This is a genomic window from Blautia faecicola (assembly GCF_004123145.1).
In the GTDB taxonomy this organism is placed as follows: Bacteria; Bacillota; Clostridia; order Lachnospirales; family Lachnospiraceae; genus Oliverpabstia; species Oliverpabstia faecicola.
This window is the reverse complement of the sequence record NZ_SDKC01000001.1, coordinates 2945427-2971924: the sequence shown is the minus strand read 5'-3', so window position 1 is coordinate 2971924 and position 26498 is coordinate 2945427. Positions and strand designations below refer to the sequence as shown.

Annotated in this window: 22 protein-coding genes; 21 read left to right on the top strand and 1 reads right to left on the bottom strand. The window is 39.5% G+C overall.

The window, feature by feature from the left end; translation table 11 throughout:
- The first annotated feature begins 203 nt into the window (after positions 1–203).
- From ETP43_RS13430 to ETP43_RS13390, 9 genes are all read left to right on the top strand, one after another.
- The gene (locus tag ETP43_RS13430) at positions 204–857 is read left to right on the top strand and encodes an ECF transporter S component (RefSeq protein ID WP_117524873.1); all 654 of its coding nucleotides are present in this window, start codon (positions 204–206) and stop codon (positions 855–857) included.
- Positions 858–907: 50 nt separating this feature from the next.
- Positions 908–1525 carry an NUDIX hydrolase gene (locus tag ETP43_RS13425; RefSeq protein ID WP_129258613.1) on the top strand — a complete coding sequence of 206 codons (618 nt, stop codon included), beginning with the start codon at positions 908–910 and terminating at the stop codon, positions 1523–1525.
- 66 nt (positions 1526–1591) lie between these two features.
- The gene (locus tag ETP43_RS13420) at positions 1592–2092 is read left to right on the top strand and encodes an NUDIX hydrolase (protein ID WP_181951948.1); all 501 of its coding nucleotides are present in this window, start codon (positions 1592–1594) and stop codon (positions 2090–2092) included.
- Positions 2093–2377: 285 nt separating this feature from the next.
- A complete protein-coding gene (locus ETP43_RS13415; protein ID WP_129258609.1) occupies positions 2378–3997 on the top strand; it encodes a mannitol dehydrogenase family protein in 1620 nt (539 codons plus the stop codon).
- 343 nt (positions 3998–4340) lie between these two features.
- Positions 4341–6068: a S8 family peptidase gene (locus ETP43_RS13410; RefSeq protein ID WP_129258607.1), complete on the top strand. Its 1728-nt coding sequence runs from the start codon at positions 4341–4343 to the stop codon at positions 6066–6068.
- Positions 6069–6263: 195 nt separating this feature from the next.
- On the top strand, positions 6264–6611 hold the full coding sequence (locus ETP43_RS13405) for a TnpV protein (protein WP_129258605.1): 348 nt from the start codon (positions 6264–6266) through the stop codon (positions 6609–6611).
- A 149-nt stretch (positions 6612–6760) separates the two neighbouring features.
- Positions 6761–8599 (top strand): DNA primase family protein, encoded by a 1839-nt coding sequence (locus tag ETP43_RS13400; RefSeq protein WP_243040587.1) that lies wholly within the window; start codon positions 6761–6763, stop codon positions 8597–8599.
- Positions 8600–8781: 182 nt separating this feature from the next.
- Positions 8782–9726, top strand: coding sequence for a ParM/StbA family protein (locus ETP43_RS13395; RefSeq protein ID WP_181951968.1), 945 nt, complete (start codon positions 8782–8784; stop codon positions 9724–9726).
- Positions 9723–10175, top strand: coding sequence for a hypothetical protein (locus tag ETP43_RS13390; protein WP_026649311.1), 453 nt, complete (start codon positions 9723–9725; stop codon positions 10173–10175). Before ETP43_RS13395 ends, ETP43_RS13390 begins: the two co-directional genes overlap by 4 nt.
- Before the next feature lie 53 nt (positions 10176–10228).
- Here ETP43_RS13390 and ETP43_RS13385 read toward each other — a convergent pair whose 3' ends face one another.
- Positions 10229–10462: a helix-turn-helix domain-containing protein gene (locus ETP43_RS13385; protein ID WP_015540886.1), complete on the bottom strand. Its 234-nt coding sequence runs from the start codon at positions 10460–10462 to the stop codon at positions 10229–10231.
- Between the two features lie 106 nt (positions 10463–10568).
- On the opposite strand from ETP43_RS13385, the gene ETP43_RS13380 reads away from it, so the two are divergent.
- From ETP43_RS13380 to ETP43_RS13320, 12 genes are all read left to right on the top strand, one after another.
- Positions 10569–10832 carry a hypothetical protein gene (locus tag ETP43_RS13380; protein ID WP_055158244.1) on the top strand — a complete coding sequence of 88 codons (264 nt, stop codon included), beginning with the start codon at positions 10569–10571 and terminating at the stop codon, positions 10830–10832.
- A gap of 807 nt (positions 10833–11639) precedes the next feature.
- Positions 11640–12020, top strand: a complete 381-nt coding sequence (locus tag ETP43_RS13370) for a plasmid mobilization protein (protein ID WP_129258601.1) — start codon at positions 11640–11642, stop codon at positions 12018–12020.
- Positions 11969–13210 carry a relaxase/mobilization nuclease domain-containing protein gene (locus ETP43_RS13365; RefSeq protein ID WP_243114291.1) on the top strand — a complete coding sequence of 414 codons (1242 nt, stop codon included), beginning with the start codon at positions 11969–11971 and terminating at the stop codon, positions 13208–13210. Before ETP43_RS13370 ends, ETP43_RS13365 begins: the two co-directional genes overlap by 52 nt.
- A gap of 1 nt (position 13211) precedes the next feature.
- Positions 13212–13856: a DUF6040 family protein gene (locus ETP43_RS13360; RefSeq protein ID WP_207668926.1), complete on the top strand. Its 645-nt coding sequence runs from the start codon at positions 13212–13214 to the stop codon at positions 13854–13856.
- A gap of 109 nt (positions 13857–13965) precedes the next feature.
- Entirely contained in the window at positions 13966–15699 is a 1734-nt protein-coding gene (locus tag ETP43_RS13355; RefSeq protein WP_243114290.1) for an N-6 DNA methylase, read from the top strand.
- On the top strand, positions 15700–17460 hold the full coding sequence (locus ETP43_RS13350; protein WP_055282394.1) for a type I restriction-modification system subunit M: 1761 nt from the start codon (positions 15700–15702) through the stop codon (positions 17458–17460).
- Position 17461: 1 nt separating this feature from the next.
- The gene (locus ETP43_RS13345; RefSeq protein WP_055282396.1) at positions 17462–18700 is read left to right on the top strand and encodes a restriction endonuclease subunit S; all 1239 of its coding nucleotides are present in this window, start codon (positions 17462–17464) and stop codon (positions 18698–18700) included.
- Between the two features lie 89 nt (positions 18701–18789).
- Positions 18790–21798: a type I restriction endonuclease subunit R gene (locus tag ETP43_RS13340; RefSeq protein WP_129259618.1), complete on the top strand. Its 3009-nt coding sequence runs from the start codon at positions 18790–18792 to the stop codon at positions 21796–21798.
- A 50-nt stretch (positions 21799–21848) separates the two neighbouring features.
- Positions 21849–23693, top strand: coding sequence for a KAP family P-loop NTPase fold protein (locus ETP43_RS13335; RefSeq protein ID WP_055282397.1), 1845 nt, complete (start codon positions 21849–21851; stop codon positions 23691–23693).
- 1 nt (position 23694) lies between these two features.
- Entirely contained in the window at positions 23695–24378 is a 684-nt protein-coding gene (locus tag ETP43_RS13330; protein ID WP_055282399.1) for a hypothetical protein, read from the top strand.
- A gap of 2 nt (positions 24379–24380) precedes the next feature.
- On the top strand, positions 24381–25751 hold the full coding sequence (gene qatC / locus ETP43_RS13325) for a Qat anti-phage system QueC-like protein QatC (protein WP_055282402.1): 1371 nt from the start codon (positions 24381–24383) through the stop codon (positions 25749–25751).
- Positions 25748–26476 carry a TatD family hydrolase gene (locus ETP43_RS13320; protein WP_129258597.1) on the top strand — a complete coding sequence of 243 codons (729 nt, stop codon included), beginning with the start codon at positions 25748–25750 and terminating at the stop codon, positions 26474–26476. Before qatC ends, ETP43_RS13320 begins: the two co-directional genes overlap by 4 nt.
- Positions 26477–26498: the final 22 nt, after the last annotated feature.

Here is a 26498-nt window from a genome sequence, read left to right as displayed (position 1 = left end):
AAAAAGCACAGAGAGAACACCCCGGAAAGGATTTACTTTCCGGGATTTTTTTACGCGAGCAACGAGCCAAAGTCCGTGCCTGCACGAGACCTTGGCGACTGCCGCGATAACTTGAGAAACGCGCGAAGCGTGTTTCTCATAGTTTTGTGTCAGGCTGCAGAAACCGGGAATTTCCTTTTGAGAAAGAAAGGAGATTGAAGAAAATGAACAACACAACAACAAAAGCAGCAGAGACTGCGAAAAAGGCCGGAACTACGAGAAATACAGGTGTCAGAACCATGGTGCAGATTGCCATGCTGGCGGCTGTAGCTACTGTTTTGATGCTCTGGGAGGTACCGCTTCCGTTTATTGCACCGAGTTTTTATAAGATGGATCTGAGTGAAGTGCCGATTATGATCGGGGCGTTTGCGATGGGACCGCTGGCAGCGGCAGTGATCGAACTGATCAAGATTCTGCTGAACTTTGTCCTGAACGGAACAACGACCGCAGGTGTGGGAGAACTTGGTAACTTTATCATGGGATGCGCACTGGTTATGCCGGCCGGCTTTATTTATAAACAGGCAAAAACAAAGAAACATGCAATCATCGGTATGGTAACCGGAATCGTATGTATGGCAGTGGCCAGTGCTCTGGTGAATGGTCTGTTACTGCTTCCTGCTTACGGAAAAGCATTTGGTATGCCGGTGGATACCTTTGTGGAGATGGGAGCAGCCATCATTCCGGCGATCCACAGCCTGACTACGTTCTGCCTTTTCAGCGTTGCACCGTTTAATATTATAAAAGGTATTGTAGTTTCTCTGATAACTCTGGTATTATATAAACATATCAGCCGGTTGTTAAAAGGCTCTCAGGCATAATTGATCCGTCCTGTACAAGGAGCCTCCGACCGGGGTGGGAGGAATACCAGATGGGAAAAATCAATAAAGTAAACAAACAGACAACCAATCCATATCTGAATCTCTATGATCTGGATGTCGTGAATAAAGTAGGACGGGAAGGACACTATTATGTGGCATCCCGGGCGAAGACTGAGGATGACCTGAAACTGAGCCATGCAGAAAATAATGATCCGGACGGTGTGGCCATCTACAGTCTCTACGGAGAAAAGAAAGACAGGGTGGTACTGATCCGACAGTTCCGTTATCCGCTGGGTGGTTATGTGTATGAACTGCCGGCCGGACTGGTGGATCCGGGAGAGAATTATCACACCGCAGCGATCCGGGAACTGAAAGAAGAGACCGGACTGAAGCTGGAGCCGATCGTGGTGGATGACATATATCAGAAGCCTTATTATACATCCGTCGGTATGACAGATGAGTGCTGCGGAACGGTTTACGGATATGCTTCCGGTGAGATCAGTAAAAAATACATGGAAGACAGCGAGGAAATCGAAGTGGTTCTGGCAGACCGGAAAGAAGTGGCACGGATCCTGAAAGAAGAGCGGGTGGCGCTTTTGTGTGCCTATATGATGATGCATTTTCTTCACGATGAAGAACCATTTGCATTCTTACATACCACAAAATAAATCCGTGTATCTGACCGGGCAGGTCAGCGATATTCACGAAAACAAGACAGAGGAGAAATAGTTATTATGGAATACTGGGATATCTACGATGAAAAGAAACAGAGAACCGGTCGCACGATGAAAAGAAACGACTGGAACATGAAGCCGGATGAGTTTCACCTGACGGTGCTTGGCGTGCTGAAACGTCCGGACGGCCGCTACCTGATCACCCAGAGAAAGCTGGACAAAGAATGGGGCGCCGGCTGGTGGGAAGTACCGGGAGGCGGCGTCAACGCGGGAGAAGATTCCAGAGACGCAGTGATCCGAGAGATCCGCGAGGAGACCGGGATCGATGTGAGTCAGGCGGCAGGCGGCTATGCATTTTCCTACAAACGGGTCAATCCGGAGGAAAAAAACAACTATTTTGTGGATATCTACAAATTTATTCTGGACTTTGTGGATAACGATGTAAAAGTACAGCCGGAGGAAGTCGAAGGCTTTAAGATCGCGACACTCGAAGAGGTCCAGGCATTTGCAAAAGAAGGGATTTTCCTTCACTATGACAGTATGAAAGAAGCATTCGATTAAGGTGGGAAGCGTAATCGGGAAAATAAGAGAAGCAGTCGTTTCTGTGTAACGTGCACGGGAATGGCTGCTTTTTCAAGTGTATGCATTTTGTTAGTAAATACATACAAAAAATAAAGATGAAAATTATGCTTTTTAGCAATGGATTTTTCATGAAAAAAGATATAAACTCAACTTATGATTAAGATACAATTAAAAGTCAAGAAACGAGAGTCACTGTATCCACAGAAGAATCGTTGTCATTGTGGATAACAGATAAAAGCAAAAAGAAATAGGAGGATATTTACCATGAAATTAATATTGGATGGAATTAAAGATCGTCAGGCATGGGAAAAAGCAGGTATCAAACTGCCGGGATACGATGTGGAAGCAGTATCAGAGAAAGCGAAGGAAGCACCGGGATGGGTGCATTTTGGAATCGGAAACATTTTCCGTGTCTTTATCGGCGGAATCGCAGACGGACTTCTGGAAGAGGGCGTTCTGGATCGTGGCATTACCTGTGTGGAGACGTTCGATTATGATGTGGTGGATAAAATCTATGAGCCGTATGACAATCTGGGACTGAGCGTGATCCTCCATGGTGACGGAACCAGAGAATACAAAGTTCTGGGAGCATTGGCGGAAGCGGTAAAGGCACAGTCCTCTAATCCGGAACAGTGGAACCGCCTGAAAGAAATTTTTACAGCAAAATCCCTGCAGCTGGTTTCTTTCACGATCACGGAAAAAGGCTATGCCCTGCAGAAAGCAGATGGCAGCTGGTTCCCGTTTGTGGAAGCGGATATCAAAAACGGACCGGACAAAGCGACGGGAGCGATGGCAGTTCTGGTAGCAATGCTGTATGAGCGTTACAAAGCAGGAAAATACCCGATCGCCCTGGTTTCCATGGACAACTGTTCCAGAAATGGTGCAAAACTGCGGGAGTCTGTACTGACGATGACCGAAGAATGGAAGAAAAACGGTTTTGTAGATCAGGATTTTGTGGATTATGTGAGTGATGAGAACATCATTGCTTTTCCATGGACGATGATCGATAAGATCACCCCGCGTCCAAGCGAGCAGATCGCAGCGGATCTCGAAGCACTAGGTGTGGAAGAGATGCAGCCGGTCATCACCGGAAAGAAGACCTATATTGCACCGTTTGTCAATGCAGAGAAACCGCAGTATCTGGTCATTGAGGACAGCTTCCCGAACGGTCGTCCGGCGCTGGAGAAAGGATTTGGCGTTTACATGGCAGACAGAGAAACCGTCAATCTGTCTGAGCGTATGAAAGTAACCGTATGCCTGAACCCGGTACATTCCGCAACCGGTCCGCTGGGTGTGGTACAGGGATATGAGCTGTTTGCACATATGTTAAATACAAACGAAGACATGATGAAAATGGCACGGATGATCGCTTACGACGAGGGACTTCCGGTTGTTCCGAATCCGGGCATCCTGTCCCCGCAGGCATTTGTCGACGAACTATTCAATGACCGGTTCCCGAACGAATACCTGGGCGATACCAATATGCGTCTGTCTGTGGATGTATCTCAGATGTTGGGTATCCGTTTCGGTGAGACGATCAAGGCTTATGTGGAAAAATTCGGGGATGCGTCCCGCCTGACCGCCATTCCTCTCGGAATCGCCGGATGGCTGCGCTATATGCTGGGTGTAGACGATGAAGGAAATACCTACGAACTCGCTCCGGATCCAATGAACGAGGAGATCCAGAAACAGTTCAAAGACATCGTAGTCGGAAAACCGGAGACTTTCACCGACCAGCTGCGGCCGATTCTTTCCAATGAAAGACTGTTCTTCACGGATCTGTACAAAGACGGAGTCGGAGAGAAAATCGAGACCATGTTCCGCGAGATGCTCGCAGGACCGGGAGCTGTGAAGGCTGCGATCCATAAATATGTAAATCAGTAAAATAATGAAAAAGAGAAAAGGACTGCTGTTCGGTAGAAGTGTTATTTCTGTCGGCAGCAGTCTTTTTGATTTACGTGAGGGGAATCTGAAGGAAGGTGGATGAACTTCTGCCCTTCCTTAGAGAAAACCAGGAATGATTTTTCAAACACGCTCTAGTAGTCTATGAAAACTAAAGAACCGCCTTGGTACGGAACCGTATGCCAGGTGGTGTGGGAGGACGGTAAATAAAATAATTATTTACCTCCTACCCGATTGCATATCCATGAGAAATCTGGTAAAAGGTGAACATGAAAAAGCTGTTGAAATATATTGTAGTAGAATAAAAAATTATCAGGAATGAAACATGAATAGTCAGAAAGCAGGCAATACCTTAAATCTTGCTCTTGATGCCACATTCCGGGAGCGGGAAGCATCGATGAATCTGAATGTGGGATATGAAAAAGAAACGCAGAGATGGAATCTGATCATCCGCTATTTCGGAGAAGCATCGGAGCTGGAGACGGATGGGATTTTTATCACGCCGCTTCTTGGAAATTATGGGATCGCAGATATTCCGCAAAATCGAATCGAAAGATTTGCACAAAATCCTGCAGTAGAGTATATCGAAGCGCCGAAACGACTGTATTTTGCCGCGTATGAAGGGAGACAGGTTTCCTGTGTGAATCCGGTGCAGAATCAGTCACCCTACCTGTTTGGAAAGGGAATTCTGATCGCCTGTATTGATTCGGGTGTGGATTATACGCACCCGGATTTTCGGAATACGGATGGAACCACACGAATCCTGCGGTTGTGGGATCAGACGATCCCGGGCAATCCGCCCAAAGGATATCGGATTGGCAGTGAATATACGCAGGAGCAGATTGATCGGGCACTGGAAGCAGATACGGTGTCAGAGAGGGAGGCACTGGTTCCGAACAGAGATACGAGTGGTCACGGGACGGCTGTGCTAGGGATTGCAGCGGGAAATGGCAGAGAAAGTGAGGGGACGGAGCGCGGCGTAGCGCCGGAGAGCAGTTTGCTGGTGGTAAAACTGGGAATCCCGGATCCGGATGGATTTCCACGGACCACGGAGTTAATGCAGGGAGTGGATTATGCAATCCGTACCGCACAGGAACTTCAGATGCCGGTGGTGATCAATCTGAGTTTCGGGAACAGTTATGGATCTCATGATGGAAGATCTCTGGTGGAAACGTATTTGAATCAGGCAGTTGGATACGGTCGTGTGACGCTCTGTGTGGGAACTGGAAATGAAGGAAATCAGGCAGGGCATGCGGCGGGGCGCGTGCGGCAGGGAGAAAATTATGAGGTGGAACTGGGAATTGGACCATATGAACCGGCGATGAATCTGCAAATCTGGAAAAACTATCAGGATCAAATGGAACTTTCGCTGGTGCATCCGGACGGAACGGTTTTCGGACCACTGGAACAGATTTTGGGAACACAGAGATACCGGCATGCTGGAACGGAACTTCTGATTTATTATGGAAAACCGTCTCCTTACAGCACTTCGCAGGAGATTTATATTGATTTTCTTCCTATAGAAAGCTATATCGACAGCGGCATCTGGCGCATCCGTCTGATTCCGCGACGCATCCTGCAGGGTGAATTTTCCATGTGGCTTCCCGGCGGAAAAACGGTAGGGGAAGCCACCCGTTTCTACCGCCCAACCCCGGAAACTACGCTTACGATTCCTTCCACCGCACTGTCCGCAATCTCCGTAGCCGCCTACGATTCCCGCCGCCAGTCCTACGCCGATTTCTCCGGCCGCGGCTACACCCGCCTCCCCCTCCAGATCAAACCCGACCTCGCCGCCGCGGGTGTCGATATCCAAACCACGCGCGTCGGTGGCGGTTATCAGACGGTTACGGGAACTTCCTTTGCAACGCCGTTTGTCAGCGGCGCGGCGGCACTTCTGATGGAATGGGGGATTGTGCGGGGGAATGATCCGTATCTGTACGGGGAGAAAGTGAAGAGCTATCTGATCAATGGGGCAAGACAGCTGGAGGGGGAGAGGGAGTGGCCGAATGAGAGAGTGGGGTGGGGGGAGGACGTTATAATAAGGTTACATTGAAGAAAGTCAGTAAAATCAAGTGTTTCCGTTCATTTTCCCAACACAGAAACGAAGCACTTTTACCATGATTTTGAAGAAAATCTGCCCGGGTTGGATTCAAAATGATATGGAAAGAAAGATTTGTAGCAATGACGTAACATGAACAGTTGGTTCTGTTACAGATAAAAGTTTAAACGAAAGAGAGGTCATAGGGATATGAAACTGACTTATACAAATGTAAATGGATACCTGATTCCGAATCTCACCTATAAATCCGGTGAGCAGATGGAGCAACTTGGCAAATATGGATTTCTTCGCAGAGATTATCTGAAGAATCATCGAAATTCAACCTATCAGGTGATGCTTTTACAGGATATAATTGGAGAACACCTTCTGGAAGTAGATAAGGCAGCAAGAGAACGGGAAGAAGTGATCCTGAAGCAGCTGGAAGAAAAAGAACCACTGCCGGATAAAAAAGCAGATCAAATGGCATGGGTAAGAGCTGCTAATCAACACAGAGCGATTGCGGAAGAGATTATTCTCAAGGAATTGATTTATGTTTAAATGCAAGTTCTAAAAGGATACACAGTGCGTAGCGAATTGCAACTGTAAATCGGAACTTTTTTGCAGAGTTCACAGTAAAGTAAATAAGTGCAGAGAAAGGCGTGAGTCATAGAAATGTGGCTTGCGTCTTTTTCTTTGCCTGAAAGGAAGTGATAAGTTTGAACAAGAAGTTTTTGAAGCATTATATGGAAACCAATCCAGAAGGGACAGCACAGACCTATATCTTTCTGGTGGACAATCAGGATATCGCACTGAATATTGTGATGTCAGGTTATCAGGCACTTTGTCTGGTGCAGGAAGATGACGGATATTATTTCAGTGCAGATTCCTTTATAGAAGAAATGAGAGCTATTCAGTTTACAGGAAGCTGTCAGAGTGCCTATCATTATGTGACTGCCTGTACGGTGAAGTGGATGAATGATAAGTTACAGACATTTTTCAAAGACGCTGGTCTTGATGGAAAAGCAGGCTGGCAGTTGTTCAAAGAGAAAGAGTATCTTGGCAAATTGGATAATCAGAAAGAAGTTGAGAAACTACTGGAACAGTATATTCTTCGGTTTGAACGAGAACCGAAAGAACAACCGGAACTGAGCCGTTTTCATTTATTTGATGCAAAAGGGAATGTGAAAGGCGTCCGGGATATGGAGATTGTAGATTATCTGGTGGAGAATGTTCAGTTTTTTGTGGTAGGAATCACACCTTATTATTATGAACATGGTGCCTATTGGGAAGATCATAATGGGGTGAGAATGAAATACCGTATACAGAAGCTGATCTATCGAGATCAGATACAGAGTGGCGTAATTAAAAGAATTTATAATCTGCTGATTACACAGCCGAAAGTTCACCGGGAGGCATATGAACTAAATAAGCAGCCTGTGCGGTGGATTAATTTTAAAAATGGATATTATGATCCGATTACGGGTGAAATGCTGGAACACAATCCGGATTATCTGACAATCAATCAGATACCATTTCCCTATTATCCGGAAGACAGAGAGCAGGTGATGCAGGGTGGCGAAAATATCAAAAAATATCTTGCATCCTCTCTTCCAAATATAGAAGAACAGCAGACGTTCTGGGAGTATTTTGGATACTGCATGACACAGGATACGCAGTTTCAGAAATTCCTTACACTGAAAGGAAATGGTGGAACCGGAAAGTCTGTGGCAGTATCGCTGATTCAGCATGTAGTTGGAATCAACAATATGTCCAGCATTTCTTTACAGGATTTAAATAAACGATTCTATGCGACTGGAATGTATGGAAAGCTGTTAAATGCCTGTGCGGATATTCCCTGCAAAGCAATGGAGAACACAGATGTATTAAAGAAAGCAGTCGGTGAGGACACACTGATTTATGAGAAAAAAGGACAGGATGCAATTCATTTTCACTCTTATGCAAAGCTACTTTTTTCTACCAATGAAATGCCGCAAAATCTTGAGGACAAGTCAGATGCTTTTTACCGTAGACTACTGATTCTCGATATGAACCGGGTAGTAAAAAGTGGTGAAAAAGATCTGCACTTAAAGGAAAAGGTACAGGCAGAATCCGATTATGCAATTCATATGGCGATGATTGCATTGAAAAATCTGTACGAACAGGGAAAGTTCACGGAGAGCGAACACAGCAAAGAATGTGTAAGAGAAGTGCAACGGACGTCAGATAGTATCTGTGCTTTTATTGATGAGTCATTGGTGCGTGCTAAAGGAAAACGTCTGAAACGAAGTGAAGTGTTCCATATGTATGAGGAATACTGCAAAGAGAATGGCCGACAGGGGCATGGTAAATCCAACTTTTTCAGGAATATGACAGATAAAGGTTTCCTTCTGAAGCAGTACAATGGTGAGTTTTATTATCAGGATATTGCAGTTAAAGAAGAAGATTTTTGTCCTGTAGATCCAGAAGAAAGAATACCTTTTGAAGAAACAGATATAGATTATAAACAGTTACAATTAAATATGAATCAGGGAATTAAGGGCATTTAGGGCAAAATAAGCAAAAAGAAATGTTACCGGAGCAGGAGAAATAACAAAGATAGCTGCCAAAGTACATAATATTTTGCTTTTTTTACACTGACTGCCCTTTTTCATGTATCAACGAAATATAGGTTTTTCCCGAATTTGGGAATAAGTAAAAAATAAAAATTAAGAAAGTGTGAGGTATGATTATGCGAATGATGAAAAACAACAATAATGAAACAGTTATGGTGATCGGGATTGATCATGGGTATGGAAACATGAAAACTGCCACCAGATGCTTTCCATCCGGTGTAGCCAGATATGACAAGGAGCCAATCTTCCAGAATAATCTTCTTGTTTACAATGGTATGTATTACCAGATTGGAGAGGAACACAAAGAGTTCTGTGCAGAGAAAACGCAGGACGAGGACTATTATGTGCTGACACTGGCGGCTATCGCAAGAGAACTGGACGGGAAAGGAATGAACCGGGCAAAGGTGCATATCGCAGCCGGACTTCCTCTTACCTGGGTTGCTACACAGAAAGAAGATTTCCAGAAATATCTTCTACAGAATGAACGTGTGGATTTTACATTCCGCAATAAAGAATATCATGTGGAGTTTGCAGGAGCTGATATTTACCCACAGGGATTTGCAGCAGCCTTTTACCGCTTACAGGATTTCAAAGGCATCAATATGTTGGCAGATATTGGAAATGGAACTATGAATATCATGTATATCAATAATTCCCGTCCATTAGAGAAGAAATGCTTTACAGAGAAATATGGAACACACCAGTGTGTGCTTGCAGTCAGGGAATCCTTGCTGAAAGAACTGGGAACAGTGGTGGACGATTTGATGATTGAGCAGGTGATCCGTACCGGGACAGCAGATATTGGAGAGAAATATCTGACAGTCATTCGTAAAGCTGCCGGAGATTATACGAAAGAAATCTTCCATAAGCTGAGAGAACGGGAATATAATCCAGAACTGATGCGTCTGTATGTGGTCGGCGGTGGAGGTTGTATGATTCAGAATTTTGGAGAATACGACAAGAGCCGGGTGACAATTGTACGGGACATCTGTGCCACAGCGAAAGGCTATGAAGCAATGACCGTAAGGAAAATCCAGAGAAACGGAGGGATGCTTGTATGAGAAAAGAACGGAAAATCATCAACACAAATATCCGCTTAAATCTTTGTGATGAACAGGACCGGCAGGCATGGGAATATTTGCAGACGATGGACAGGGAAAAATATAAATCGTACACCAGAGCAGTTGTAGTTGCTTTAAACGATTATTTTTCCAGAGAGTACAGGAATGAAGCAGATCCGTATCTGGAAACCAGAGAAAAGGAAGATGCTTTTCTGGAAAGAGTGGAAACAGCTGTCCGGGATGGAGTGAAAGAATCTGCCCCGATGGCTATAGCGAAGAATCTGATGGAAATGCTTGTACCGTTTGTAAAAGAATCGGTAGGAGAAATTAATCTGCCGGACAGAACACTAACAATGGAGAAAACGGATGGAGAGATCGCAGAAGATAATCTGGACTGGGAGAAAGAAGCTGATATGGATGCAGCACTGGATTTTGCGGATAGTTTTTAGCTGTCTGTAAAAAGGAAAAGCAGTCCGGTTTGCATAAAATAAATCGGACTGCCTTAAGTGGAGCTATTCTTTTTTCTTGGGTAAGGACGTTTATCATCTGTCAGGTTTAGCAGATAGTCAACGCTGGTGTTATGAAATTCAGCCAGTTTAATCAGAATGTGAGTAGGGATATCGACATCACCACATTCATAATTACTGTAAATACGCTGACTGCAATTCAGAATTTCACCCATATTCTTCTGCGTAAGGTCACGATCTTCACGCAGATCCCGTATTCTCTGATACATGCGTTTCACCTCTAGCATAATAATAACTTAGCGAGATATTCACTATTGAAATATAGCGAGAAATTCGCTACACTGAATTTAAAAATGCAGGAGGGAGAAGTACAGAGTGAAAGAGAAAGTGAAAAAGGTGCTGGTGTGGATTTTTGAATTTGTTTTATTTTGTGGATATTTCTATGTTTTATTCGTGAATCTGGTATGTGGATTTGGATATGGAGGGATAAGCAGCAGAGGACAGGCAATAAAGATTTTATGTGCTTCGTTCTTCCTTGCAGTGGGACTTCCCGGATTGATCTGGTATCAGCATCGCAGACTTATGAAACTGGAGAATTTATTGCATGACCTGTTTGAAATTTGCGACAAAATAAAATAGCAGTAATAGAAAAATAGACTGACAGTAAGGAAAGCTTTACGGAAACAGAATAGCAGAAAAAGGTAATGGCAGTGATGGCATTTCTATTGGTAAAAATCAGTGAAATGTTCATGACTGCTATTTTTATGCTTTTCAGCAGAAATGGAAAGTGATTCAGAAAAAGAAAAGCAGAAATAACAACGAAATATGCCAGAGAGGCATTTGCAGATGGAAAACGTTGTATAAGCAAGGCAAAGAAGAAATATAGAGTGCCGGATACGGCACATGATTGTCCGATACTTCGCATCGGAGTGGTGCATGACTAGCCTGTTTCAGAAAGGAAAAATCTATGGAATGTGGAGATTTTCTCTTTCTTTTACAGTCAGTTCCTGCACCACAAAACCACTGTCATCTCAATTTTGGCTTGATAACGCAGAGGAGAATGTTGCTTACTTGGTACTGGTTCAGTGGTGGGGAGATGACAGGCAAGTTTCGCAAAGTGGCAAGCCACTCTGCACCGGAGTCAGCCTTTGGGCTGTTCCTAAACTTGCCAGAGGGCTCTGCCCCTTGGAACCCCGGCACGTCAATGGCGTAAGTATCCCTGCGAAATGTCCACCGGACATTCCTACGGAACACTTACTGATTGACTAGGACTTGTCTCCGCTGTCGCTCCGGTCGGCGCAAAGCTGACGTCCACTGGACGTCATGCGCCCTGCACCTGTATAAGGGAGCGTTGCACTCCCTTATATATCCCCTGCTAATCTACCAGCCGGAAAGGTTATGAATGATTTATAAAAAAGATAGAGTGGAGAAAGGAGACAAAGATTTATGCGAAAACGAAATTATACAGTAACGATACGAATGAATAAAGCAGAGTATAATCTGCTCCAAAATAAAGTAAAGGAGTCTGGACAGACTCAGCAGGCGGTTGTAATTCATGCAATAGCAGGTTTAAAAATTGCTTCTGCAGAGGAAGTGGAAGAACTGAAAACGCTGAATCAGATTCTTTCAGAGATACTTAGTCAGCTTCGTGGTGCAGCTACGAATTTGAATCAGATTGCAAGAAAAATGAATACGGATGGTTTTATGCCAAGGGAAGATATTCTGTATTATCTCAACAAAAATATTCTCAAATACAGGAAGGAGAGTGAAAAGATATGGCTATTAATAAGACGATTAATAAGCGGACAAATACACATGGAGCAATGAGAAATTGTATCGAATATGTTTTGCGACAGGACAAGACAAGTGAACTGCTTACTTATGTAACAGGTCCGTACTGCCATGATGAGATCAACTATGATCTGGTGTATAGAACCTTTTTAGAAGAAAAGAAGATGTGGGATAAAGATTCTGGGAGAATGTACGCTCACAACATTATTTCCTGGCATAAGGACGAGCAGATTACTCCGGAGCAGGCATTAGAATTTGGAAAAGAGTTTGCAGAAAATTGGTTCAGTGGATTCCAGACCTTAATGGCTGTGCATAAGGATAAAGATCATATCCACTGCCATCTGGTTACTAATTCAGTGAGTTATGAAGATGGAAGAAAACTGCATAACACCAAAAAGGATCTGGAACGTATGAAACAGCTTACCAATCAGATGTGCCGGGAACGTGGACTGACAGTTGTCGAGAAAGGAAAGCACTTTGATGGAAGCCAGATTGAAAAAGGGGAAGTCATTGCATGGAGTAAAGATAAATATAACCTGTTCCGTCAACAGGTAAAGGACAGTTTTGTAGCGGACTGTGCAATGGCGATATTAAAGGCACTGGAAAATTGTATCAGCAAAGAAAAGTTTATAGAAAAAATGAAACAGTTTGGATGGAGTGTGAACTGGATAGAAAAGCGGAAACACATCACATTTCAGAATCAGGATGGAAAGAAAGTGCGTGACAGCAATCTGTCAAAAACATTTCATCTGGACATCAGTAAGGAGGGCTTAGAGAATGAATTTGATAGAAATAGGCAAAAAGCCAGAGATTCAGTCAACAGAGACAGCAGATCAGACGAAGAACTTGCCGGATACTACCGACAAGTGGAAGCAGCTTGCGAAGGAGCGGACGGCGTCACTGGAGCTAGTGACGGAAGAGAGAGACGAGTTACAGGTGAGAAATCAGAAGATGAACGAGTTTATCCAGAAATTTCAGGAAAGGACACACAAGCTGAAAATGGAAAAACAGAAGTTATTCTTCGAGAATTACGAAATGCAAGACGAAATTCGGAAGTTAAACGACGAAATTCATCATTTGACAACCGAAATGTCCGAAACGCAGAAGTTGAATCAATCGCTTCAGCAGAGCAACGACGATTTGAGGAACAGAAACGGCTTGAAGAGCAGGAGCGAGCAAGAGCAGCTCGAAGAAGAAATAAAAGACGTTCGGGACCAGAACTCTAAATTGCAGATACAGGTGAATAAATCATCTGTTGAAGCGGTAGATGAAGCACAGAAGAGACAGAAAGAAGCAGAGAAAAAAGCTAGAACAATAGAATACCAGTTTAATAAGGTACAAGAAGAAGTAAAAACTGTGAAGAAAAAAACAGATCATGAAATAAAAAAGTTGAAAAATGAAGTGAAAGAAAAGGAAACATTCTGGATGATAGCTTACATGATTTTGGTTTTATTGGCAGTAATAAGAAATACAGTATTTCAAAAAGATTTATTTGCTTGCATAACTGTTCCACTGAAGTTTGGGTACAGGTATGTGGAGTGGGTGATCCGTCCATCAGAATTAAATATTTTAGGTGAGCGAGAGTATTTTTCTACAGAATGGTCGTGGTTTTTGAGAATTATGGCTATTCTTATTTTTCTTGGACTAGGAATAAGTGGTGAGATATTTGTGTTGAGGAAGATAGAGCAGTATCGAAAAGCATGGGATAAATATTCTATATGGATTCTGCTTATCAGCGTGACATCGATTGCTGTAACAGGTGATGTGGTGAGAAAGTATATTCCAATAAATCTTATATTACTCTTAGGAATTATAAATATTGTTACCATGGAAATAAGAATTTATTACCATGACACTAATGAATTATATTAAAACGCGTCATGGTTATTAAAAATCAAATTTGATTATTGACAATCAAATAAACAAATGCTATAGTGAACACAAGGAAATTGATTGTGAATAACCAAAGGAGGAAACAGGGTTGAATATTTCAGTTAAAGAGTTAAAAGAAAAAGAAGGCTCGAAAGTTGAAGAAATTAGTTGGAATATTTCAAACAGGATGAGAGAACTTGGACTAGGAAATACATCTACATCCATGTATGGAGGATTTTGCTTAGCGTATGTAGCGTATTTATCTTTAAAAAATAAGATAAACGATGTATATCAGTTAGTAAAATATATGGAACTGACTTTTTCACCGGAGAGAGTCAGTTTCATAAAAGGAAATATTGAAAATTTATGGAATGTGGCAATAGAAATCGGAGAAGCATATTCAGAAGAAACACTTTTAGCAGTAGTATTGTGGTGGCCATTGCAAGGAAATAAATTTATGGGAGAATGCGAAACCCCACAGAGTGTTGTAAAGTTGGCAAATGAGATACTTCAAATTTCAAATGATAAAACAGCAGATTTCTGTAGTGGAATTGGAATATTTCTAGTGAATGCTATAGAAAGAAACCCAGAATCACAGTTTTATGGCGTAGAGCTTGTAACCGAGGTCAAAGAAGTAGCAGAAATTAGAACGGAATTAATTTCTGATCGGGTGAAAATTGAGCAAAAATCAGTTCTGGACATAGATGACAATTTGATGTTTGATAAAATATTCTGTGATTATCCTTGGGGGATAAGGGTGAAAGAGAGCATTGGAAACAACGAGGAATTAGAAGCGATATATAATATTATACCGGAAGTACAGAAAGCAACTGCGGGAGACTGGGTATTTATTATAAATGTCATGAATCATCTCGACAAACATGGAAAAGCGGTTGTTTCGGTGAGTAATGGAGTGACTTGGAACGGAGGAATCAATACAGTAATCCGCGAAAAATTTGTAAAAAAAGGATTTGTCGAGGCGGTGATAGCACTTCCATCCAATTTGTATTCGAATACTGGAATTGCCTGTTCATTACTGGTATTAAGCAGAAATAATAAAAATATAAGAATGATAGATGCAACGGAGATGGTCTCAGTTGGACGAAGACAGAATGTTCTTAGTGATGAAAATATTTCTAAAATTATTGAATTGTTGAATACAGATGACGATAACTCAAAGCTAGTTTTGGGTGAAGAGGTGGCAAAAAATGAATACACTCTTAATCCGTCAAGATATCTTCAAAAAGAGATGCCCATAAAAAACGGTGTAGCATTTGAATCTGTGATAAAGAACATAACAAGAGGAGCACAGATTAAAGCAACGATTTTAGATGAAATTGTATCTGATGAACCAACGAACATGCAGTATTTGATGCTGGCAAATATAAAGGATGGTATTATTAGTGATGATCTTCCTTATTTGAAAGAAATGAATCCTAAATACGAGAAATATTGTATTAAAAATGGAAGTCTCGTAATTTCTAAAAATGTATCTCCGGTAAAAATGGCAATTGCATCCGTAAAAGAAGGAAATAAGATTTTAGCAAATGGTAATCTTTATGTTATTGAGTTAGATGAAGATAAGATAAATCCTTACTTTTTGAAAGCATATTTGGAAAGTGAAAATGGAAAAGCAGCCTTATCTAGAGTAGCAGTAGGGGCTACTTTATTAAATCTGCCGGTTGAAGGATTGAAAAAAATAACAATTCCATTGCCTGACTTAAAAAGTCAGAAGATAATTGCAGATAAATATTACGCCAAGATAAATGAAATAAAAGAATTGAAATACAAATTAGAAAAGGCAACAGCAGAATTAGAACATATTTATACGGAGGAAAAATAAATGGATGAAAATAATAAATTTGATGTAGTTGGAACTAATATAGCAGAGAAAGCGACAATGATCTGGAATGTAGCAGATATGCTCCGTGGTCCATTTAAACCGCATGAATATGGATTGGTAATTTTGCCAATGACAGTAGTAAAAAGATTTCATGATTGTTTATTACCGACACACAAAGCAGTATTGGAACAGTATGAAAAGGTGAAGAATTTTGCTGTAATTGATGGATTTCTGACGAAGGCTTCCGGTTATCAATTTTATAACATCAGCAAATATACATTTGAATCTTTATTAGCTGATCCGGAAAATATCGAAGCAAATTTTCGAGATTATCTGAATGGATTTTCTGCAAATGTTCAGGATGTGCTGGCAAAGTTTGATTTTGATAACATTATCCGCAGAATGGTAGAAAGTAATACCTTGTATCTTGTCATAAAAGAATTTAATTCACAAAAAGGATATCTGGGACCAGATAAAATCAGTGCAGTAGACTGTGGATATATTTTTGAAGATTTAGTAAAACGATTCTCCGAATCTTTTGGTGAAGAGGCCGGGGCACATTTTACCAGTAGAGATATTATCTATTTAATGACGGATTTACTTTTATCAGATGCAGATCTGAGTAAGGGTGGAAATGTAACAGTGTATGATATGGCGATGGGAACATCTCAGATGCTTAGCTGCATGGAAGAAAGAATTCAGGAACTAAACACGGAGATTGGAGTTACCTGCTTTGGTCAGGAGTTTAATCCCTCTACATTTGCGATTGCAAAAGCGGATATGATGATTCGTGGGGGTGATCCAAATAATATGAGATTTGGAGATACCCTATCTGAAGATCAGTTTAGCGGATATCAGTTTCAGTATATTATTTCAAATCCACCATTCGGAATTGACTGGAAAAGAGAAAAAGCAGCAGTAGAAGCAGAAGCGAAAAAAGGTGAATTGGGAAGATTTGCACCCGGACTTCCGAAGATATCAGATGGACAGCAGTTGTTTGTATTGAACGGACTTTCTAAGCTAGCTCCAAATGGGAAAATGGCTATTATTCAGAATGGATCACCATTATTTTCAGGAGATGCAGGAAGTGGACCGTCAGAGATTAGAAGATATATTCTGGAAAATGACTGGTTGGATGCGATTGTGCAGTTAGGTACAGATATGTTTATGAATACTGGTATCAGCACGTATATTTGGATTTGTTCTAAAGACAAACCAATACACAGAGCTGGAAAAGTACAGTTGATTGATGCTTCGCATTGTTTTGAAGCAAGAAGAAAAAGTATCGGAACAAAAAGAAATGACATTACTGATAAATGCCGTGATCTGATTGTAAAGGCATATGGTGCATTTGAAAATGGAACTATATATGGCGAGAAAGATGGTATTTACTGTCAGAGTAAGATTTTTGATACAGAGGAATTTGGATATCAGAAGATTGTAGTAGAACAGCCACAGAAAGATGAAAATGGCGAAATCATATTAAAGAAGGGAAAACCAGTGGCAGATGTGTCCCTGCGTGATACGGAAAAGGTACCGCTGACAGAAGAGATTGAGGAATATTTCAAGAGAGAAGTATTACCATATGCACCAGAAGCATGGATAGATGAAAAGAAAACGAAAAAAGGATACGAGATTCCAATGACAAGGTACTTTTATGAATATCAGGCACCGGAACCAGTAGAAGAAATTGCGGTACGCTTACATGAATTGGAGTTGGATATTCAGAGCAGTTTGGATGCTTTGTTTGGGGAGAAATGATATGAGTAGAAAGATGAAAGAGTCAGGTATTGATTGGATAGGAAGTATTCCTATGCCGTGGAATACTATTAAATTTAAGTATTTGCATGGTGGTATGAATACAGGAGAAGGAATTGATAAAAATTTTTGGTCTAATGAACCAACTGACAGATTATTCTATACCGCTGGAATAAATCCTATTAGGACAAACTATGAGGATTTCCCAGAATGGAAATATACAAGTGAAAATGATTTATTATTAGCTAGAAATGGTACACCCTATATTTATATACCGTATCCAAATGCTTGCTATACAGACCATATTATAAGGGTGACTATGAATGCAAGTGTAAATAAGCGATTTGTACAATACGGATTACAATGTAGTATAGCGTCAGTAGTAGTGGATTCAGTAAGTCTTGCAACATGGTCAGCGTCGTTGTGGAATAAACAGGTTATAGCATGGCCGTCTGCTGAAGAGCAGGAACGTATAGTTTCGTTTCTTGATGAAAAATGTGCTCATATTGATGCTGTCCTTGAAAAGACTCGCAATAGCATTGAAGAATATAAGAAGTTGAAGCAGGCAGTTATTACCCAAGCTGTTACAAAAGGTGTTCGCCAAGAGCGGCTCATGAAAGATAGTGGCATTAGTTGGCTCACACATATCCCGGATGACTGGCGTGTAGAGAGGGGAAAGAACATTTTTATAGAGACAAAGGAGATTTCAAATACCGGAGCAGAAGAACTGCTGACGGTTTCTCATATTACAGGCATTACACCGAGGAGTGAGAAAAACGTAAATATGTTCATGTCTGAATCTTTAGTAGGTTACAAAATCTGTCACAAAGGGGATCTTGCAGCAAATACAATGTGGATGTGGCAAGGTGCAATTGGCGTTTCAAAGTATGAAGGAGTGATAAGTCCTTCATACAATACTTATCGCCAACGGAATAATGAATATGTATCGGATTATTTAGAGTATCTTCTGAGAATTCCACCGTTGATTGCAACTTATGCGTCCTATTCAACAGGTATTACAGCATCTAGATTGAGACTATATCCTGAACAGTTTTTCTCTATATTATTCCCTATTCCGCCATGGGATGAACAGATAGAAATTGCTTCTTATCTTAACAGGAAAATTTTTGAAATGGATAAGATTATCCAGAAAAAAGAACAGTTTTTAGTTGAACTTGAAAATTACAAAAAATCCTTGATTTATGAGTATGTCACAGGAAAAAAGGAGGTGCCAGAGTTTTGAGTATAGATGTTACAACAGAGAAACGTTTCGAAGCAGATATTGAAGAATTTTTTCTATCACCGGCAGGTGGATACACACATAATAACGATATGTATGATCCACAGCTTGGCGTTTATAAAGATACTCTATTGAGATTTGTACAAAGAACACAGCCGAAAGAGTGGAAACGCTTTTTATTGCAGAATAAAGTGGATCCAGAACGAAAATTCTGCCTTGCTTTCAACAATGCATGTGATATGGATGGGCTCATTTCTGTACTGCGGCACGGATTTAAACATAGAGGTATTCCGTTCAAAGTATGTTATTTTAAACCAGAATCAGGCCTGAATCAAACAGCGGAGGCACTGTACGAAAAGAATGAGATTACTTGCAACAGACAATGGTTTTATTCCAGTGATATACATAATTCTGTTGATATGGTTCTGTCGGTAAATGGGATTCCGGTATTTGCCCTTGAATTAAAGAATCAGTATACAGGACAAAACGTTGATAATGCTAAGCGTCAGTGGATGTATGATCGTGACCCAAGAGAAATATGTTTTCAGTTCAATAAGAGAATCTTAGGATATTTTTGTATTGATCAGTTGGAAGTTTGGATGACAACACGGTTGGAAGGAAAAAATACATATTTTCTTCCGTTCAATCAGGGATCGAACGGTGCAGGAAATGATGGCGGTAAGGGAAATCCTGCGAATCCAGACGGATATCCGACATCATATTTCTGGGAGTATGTATTCCAGAAAGATAGTATGATGGATATTATCCAAAAGTTTATTCATCTGCAGGTAAAGGAAGAAAAGAAACAAATGCCTGACGGATCAGAGCAGGTCACGAAGAAGAAAAGATTGATTTTCCCAAGATATCATCAATTGGATGTTGTACGTAAATTAATTGCAGATGTGAAAAAAGAAGGTGCAGGTCGTAATTATCTGATTCAACATAGTGCAGGTTCTGGAAAATCCAATTCTATTGCCTGGACAGCGTATAGACTGGCTTCCTTACATGATTCGAATGATGAATCTGTTTTCAGCAGTGTGGTTGTAGTTACAGACCGAACCGTGTTAGATGAACAGTTACAGGAAACCATTTCAGGGTTTGATCACACGATAGGGTCGGTAGAGACAATTGATGATAAAAAGAACTCAAAAGATTTAAGAGACGCCATCAATAACGGTGCAAGAATTATTGTAACAACATTACAGAAATTCCCGGTGATTTATCAGGAAGTAGATAAGGTTGCCGGAAGAAACTTTGCGATTATTGTAGATGAAGCTCATTCTTCACAGACGGGAAGTTCTGCAATGAAACTGAAAGCGGCGTTGGCTGATACAGAAGCAGCATTGCGAGAATATGCAGAAATAGAAGGAAAAGCAGAAGATGAAATAGACAGAAATGATAAACTTGTGCAGGAGATGCTGACACATGGGAAACATCCAAATTTATCCTTTTTTGCATTTACTGCAACTCCGAAACCAGCAACATTGGAGATGTTTGGAAGTCAATGGACAGATGGAAGTTTCCATCCATTTCATATTTATAGCATGAGACAGGCGATAGAAGAAGGGTTCATACTGGATGTTTTGCAGAATTATATGACTTACAGTACCTGTTTCAAAATTGCAAAAGACACGCCGGAAAATCCAGAGCTTCCAGAAAGCAGAGCAACAAAAATTATAAAGAAATATGAAAAATTACATCCATATAATATCAGCCAGAAATCACAGATTATCGTAGAAACATTCAGAGAGACTACGAAACAAAAAATCGGTGGAAAAGGAAAAATGATGGTTGTCACAGATTCGAGATTGGCAGCAGTTCGATATTTCCATGAAATCAAAAGATATATAAGAGAACAACATTATGTAGATATGGATATTTTGGCTGCATTTTCCGGAACGGTGCAGGATGGAGATGAAGAGTATACAGAAGCCGGGCTGAACGTAAGGAAAGATGGAAGCCATATATCAGAAAGTCAGACAAAGGAAGAATTCCACGATAATTTTAATGTTCTGGTAGTAGCGGAAAAATATCAGACTGGTTTTGATGAACCATTGTTACATACAATGATTGTTGACAAAAAATTGAAAAATGTGAAAGCAGTGCAGACATTATCGCGTTTGAATCGAACATGCCCTGGAAAGGTGGACACATTTGTGTTGGATTTTGCAAACAAAAAAGAGGATATTCTGGAAGCATTTCAGCCATTTTATCAGGAGACAAGCCTTGAGCAGGAAGTAAATGTAGATTTGATTTATCAGACAGAAAAAGAACTTTTGGATTATGCAATTTATAATGAGAATGATATCAAGGCATTTATTGATATATGGAATCATCCTGGTAAGCAGGATACAACTGCAATGGGAAAAATGACAAGTGTATTAAAACCGGTAGCGGACAGATATAATTTGAAAAACCCAGAAGAACGGTATCAATTCAGAAGACAGGTAAGAAAATTATTACGATGGTATAGTTATATAACACAAGTAGTTCGTATGTTTGACGCTGATATGCATAAGGAATATCTCTTCCTTAGCTATTTAATTGGACTCTTGCCAGAAGAAAAGGAAGAACCGATTGATTTAGATGGAAAGCTGAAATTGGAATACTATAAATTGCAGAAGACTTTTGAGGGTGCAATAAAACTGGAAAAAGTTGACGGGCAGTATGTTCCATCTAAAAAGCAGGGGGCACAGGGGATCCGACAGAAAAGCACATTGGATGAAATCTTGGATAAGATTAACGAGAAGTATAAAGGGCAGTTCACGGATGGAGATCGGGTGATGCTTGGTGCGTTACACGATAAGCTGATTGCTGATGATAGACTGGCAAGTTCTGCACGTACTTCAGATCCAAGAATTTTTACGGAAAGCATTTTTCCTTCTGCTTTTGGAAATGCAGCAATGGAAAGTTATATGGAAGCGCAGGACAGCTATGGTTCTCTATTTGAGGACAAAAGTAAGTATGATGCTGTAATGAGTGCACTGGCGGGAGTGATTTACAGGGAAATGCGTTCTAAAAAGACTGTGGATTACCGGAAAATTGAGAGAGATGAGCAAGTGCAAATGGTAGCGGAAGAACCAGTTAAATATGGAAAATAGTGAAGAAAATATGATGTTATAAAATTGTGTCAAAACAAGGGAGGGTTTTTATGTGGCTAGATAATGCGTCAGATATTGATATTCTATTTTATGAACCATATGCAAGAATAATTGCAGATATTGCTAAAAATAAAGAATATAACCCATTGACAATTGGAGTGTTTGGACTATGGGGTGCTGGAAAATCCACTTTATTGAAGTTAATAGATAAAAAACTTGAAAATCAAGAAGGTATTATTTGTGTGACCATTAATGCATGGATGTTTGAATCATATGATGATGCGAAAACTGCAATTATGGAGGCCTTATTGCAGGAACTAAAAGAAGAAGTTCCTGCAGAGGTAAAAAAGAAATTTGGAAAATTAATTAAAAGAGTAAATTGGTTTAAATTAGGAACGAAAGCCGTATCTACACTTGCACCGGTAGTTGCAAGTGTAGCAACAGGAAATCCATTACCTATGTTATTAAACGTAACTGGAAGTGCAGAAGAAATAGGGAATACTGTCAAAAATGCAGCAGATTCAATTCAATCGTTGAAAGATGAATATTGGAAAGATGAAGATGACTCGACCGATGAAAGTACAATAAATAATATAAGAAAATTTAGAGAAGAGTTTTCAGATGCGCTGAAAAATGACAATATCGAAAATATAGTTGTAATGGTAGATGATTTGGACAGATGCCGCCCAGAACGAATAATTGAAATATTGGAAGTGATTAAGTTGTTTTTAGCTGTTGATAGGACAACATTTATTATTGCTGCGGATGAAAATGTTATAAAGTATTCCATTCGTGAAAAGTATCCACCGATGAATGGTTTTGATGTAGAACTAGACAAAGAATATATTGAAAAAATTATTCAATTGCCGATATATATTCCAGAGTTATCTGCAAAGGACATACAAAATTATCTATTATTACTGGTTGCACAAAGTTATTTGGAACAGGAAAGTTTTAGTCGCCTAATAGCTAAAATATTTGAAGAAAAAATGATAGTTTCTGGCGATGTAATTACATTAGAAGAAATTAATAATTTGATTGATGAATTAAACCTGAGTTGGAGGGACGGGGATAAGTCAGCTTTTAATGAAACGGCAAAGATTATTGATGAAATAAGAGAAATTGTTGCTTCTACGCTGAAAGGGAATCCACGTCAGGCAAAACGCTTTCTGAATACATTTATTACTAAACGCCAGTTGGCAAAAATTTATTATGGTGATGAAATTGATATTTCTATTTTGGCGAAGTTGTTAGTGTTACAAAAATTGGATAATGACTTGTTTATACAGCTAAATGAATGGAGTAAAGAATTTGATACTGAAAATAAAAAATTCAAGCAAATTCGTACAGAATTCCAGGAAGGAAATATGGATAGTCAAAATCCGTGGAATACGGCACAAATGAAAAAGTGGATAGAATGTAAACCTGTTGACTTGGAAAAATATCGTTTAGAAAAATATTTTTATTTAACAAGAGAAAATCTGAAAAGTTCTAGCATTGATGAATCTGGATTCAGTAAAAATACGAAAGAAATTTTGGAAAGAATTGGACGATCTAAAGCTGGCCAAATGGCGGCTATTATAAAAGATATGAAAGAATTAAATGCAGAAGAAGTTGCAGATACATTTAAGATTATTATACCTAAGATCGAAAAAGGCGAAATGAAATTTTTTATTATAAGAGATTTATTTTTGAATTTTGATACGTATAAAGGAAAAATAGTGGAGGCAATTGGAAAATCAACAGTCACAATAAAAGCGGGTGATATGGCTGCATTAAGAACAATGTATAATAGTGATACAGGAAGTATGAATACTGTATTAGAAATAATGGTAAAAAAAGGAACGTTAACAGATGAGCAGATTACAGAAATAAAAGAACAGAGGAAAAGCTAATATGGGTACATCGAAAGGATATATAGCACCAACAACACTGCATTGGTCAAAAGCGAAAAGAGCAGTGACGTCATTTATAAATAATAGAGATTATGATTCGAAAGCAAAAGCTGCTAGTAAATATGCTACAGCAATGAAAACAGACATGTCGACAGGTGGTAGTTTCCAATCAGCAGCTGCAAGAACTTTAGGTTTTGCACAAAAAGTTGCATCGGGTGGACTGGACAATGCATTGCGTGAATATAATAGGGAAGACCTTGTAGGAAAGCCGTCAGAAGTTGTTTGGACAGAATTACTGCATGAATTTACAAATTCTGGAGCATCGGTAGAAGATAATATGGCAGCAGATGCATTGTCACAGGCTATGGATAATTTGGAAATTGAAGATATTGCAGATATAGGGAATGTTTCAGTTGATGTACTGTTAAAAGAAATGTTGAAGGAATACATAAAAGAAAATTTTGACTTTCGATATGAAGAAAAAATATCAAAAGGAAAAACACCGGCACAAACATCCGAAATTTTAAATGACATGCATGAATATATAGAAAATAGCATTGATGGTGATTTAAACTTGGATAATTTGAGAACAGTTGATTTTTCTAATATGGGAACAGCACAAGTAGTAGAAGATGCATTAAGAGATGCGTTATCTGTGTTTGAAAAGTATTATGGGGAGGATTAGGAATGCGGTTTTGGGTTGATAAGGAACAAGAGAAAAAGCCAGATGACGAATGGAAAGACGCATATGTTTTTTCGATTAATCGAAAAAAATATAGTACGATATTTACAAATATAACAGACAGCTGGTACCGGATGGATCAAATGCAGATTCCTGCAATATATGAGGATTTATTTATAATAGGTTTGAGTATTTTTGCTTTAGACAAAAGAGTATCCAGAAGAAGGTTTAAAGATTGTTGGACTAGAGATATAAATGTATCTATTCCGGTATTGGAATATGATAAATGGAAGGATACGAGCTTACAATGGGAAAAAATACTTGGATTTTTAACGGGAGATCATTGGCATATTATATTTAGGAAAAGTGAAGTAATATATAGCTATAGAGAGCATGCAAATAGGATTCATTTGAATGTTCAGGATTGTGATTGTGTATGTTTGTTTTCGGGAGGTTTGGATTCTTTTTGTGGTGCAATTAGACTATTAGAAGAAGGGGGCTCTCCTTGCCTGGTTGGACATAATGAATATCCTAAACTTGCCAAAAGACAGAGGTTATTTACAAGTACTTTTCAGAACTTTTATCCAGAACAATCTGTTAAATTTATTAGTTTTACGGCGAATTCCAGGGCTCCTATTAGCGAAAAAGAAGGCGGTTTAAAGGGAAACGAAAATACCTCTCGAGGAAGATCACTATTATTTTTATGTGCAGCACTTAGTATAGCTGGTATTTTAGGAAGAAATGTTCCGGTATATATTCCTGAAAATGGATTTATAGGACTTAATATTCCGTTGACGGGAGGAAGAAAAGGAACATGTAGTACACGTACCACTCATCCGTACTTTTTGCGACAATTTAACGACGTTTTAAAGCAAGTAGGAATACAAAATACTATTATAAATTTTTTTGCTTATAATACTAAAAGAGAGATTGTACAGCAGGTTAAAGATACCAATGCATTTAAAAGTTGTTATGCAGATACGATTTCATGTTCACATCCTTGTTTAGCACGGTACAATAAAAATGGTTCAAAAGAATATCCTATAAATTGTGGATATTGTTATCCTTGTTTGATTCGTAAGAGTTCACTTTTGGATATAGACGAGATAAAAAAATATTCCTATAAGGGAGAAGCTTATGAGTTCCTTATGGCATATGAAGAAAGTGAAAAAAGTGCTGATTTAAGAGCAGTACTTGGAAGTATTTATCGTTGCAAACATTCTTCAGATAAAGAATTAAAAAGAGATATTAGGTGTGTCGGAGAATTAACAGAAGAGGAAGTTGGAAAATTTTTAGTTTTATATAAGAAAAGTATAGATGATTTGGTACAATTATTTTCTGGAGATCAGAGGATGAAGGAGTATCTTGGGTTATGATTCAACATCTTATTGATACACACTTCCATTTGGATCATTACAAGGATCATCAGAAAATATATGCTGGAATTAATGAAAAAAAACAATATACATTGTGTATGACGAACTCACCTGGGGTCTATATGTCTTGCAAACGCATGTATCCAGAAACAAAATACTTGAAATTTGCACTTGGTTTCCATCCACAGGAGACATCATTAAATGATACAGATTTTTATAGTTTTATACAATTAATCAATGAAACCAATTATGTAGGAGAAGTTGGACTTGATTTCTCAAAAAAAAGTTATATTTCGTGTAATAAACAATGTATATATTTTGAGAAAATTGCAAAAGTGTGTGCAGAAAAGAATAAATTGATGTCAGTGCATCTTAGAAGAGCGGAAAAAGAAGCAATATCTATTTTAAAAGAATATCGTCTTCGTAGGTGTATTATTCATTGGTTTAATGGGAGCAGAGAGCAATTGCAACAATTACTGGATATAGGCTGCTATTTTTCGCTCAATTCCAATATGGTAACAAATGAAAAAAGCAAAGAAAAATTGTATTTGATACCAAAAACAAGAGTACTGATTGAAAGTGATGGGCCGTTCACGAAGATTGATGGGAAAAAGTACACATTTAATAATTTGATAAAAATATATGAGTTAGTTGCACGGTATTATAATGAACCAGACATTATTAAGATTGTTCATGATAATTTTCGAGATGTTCTTTCAAAATGATGTTTAATTGCAAAGTTAGAGG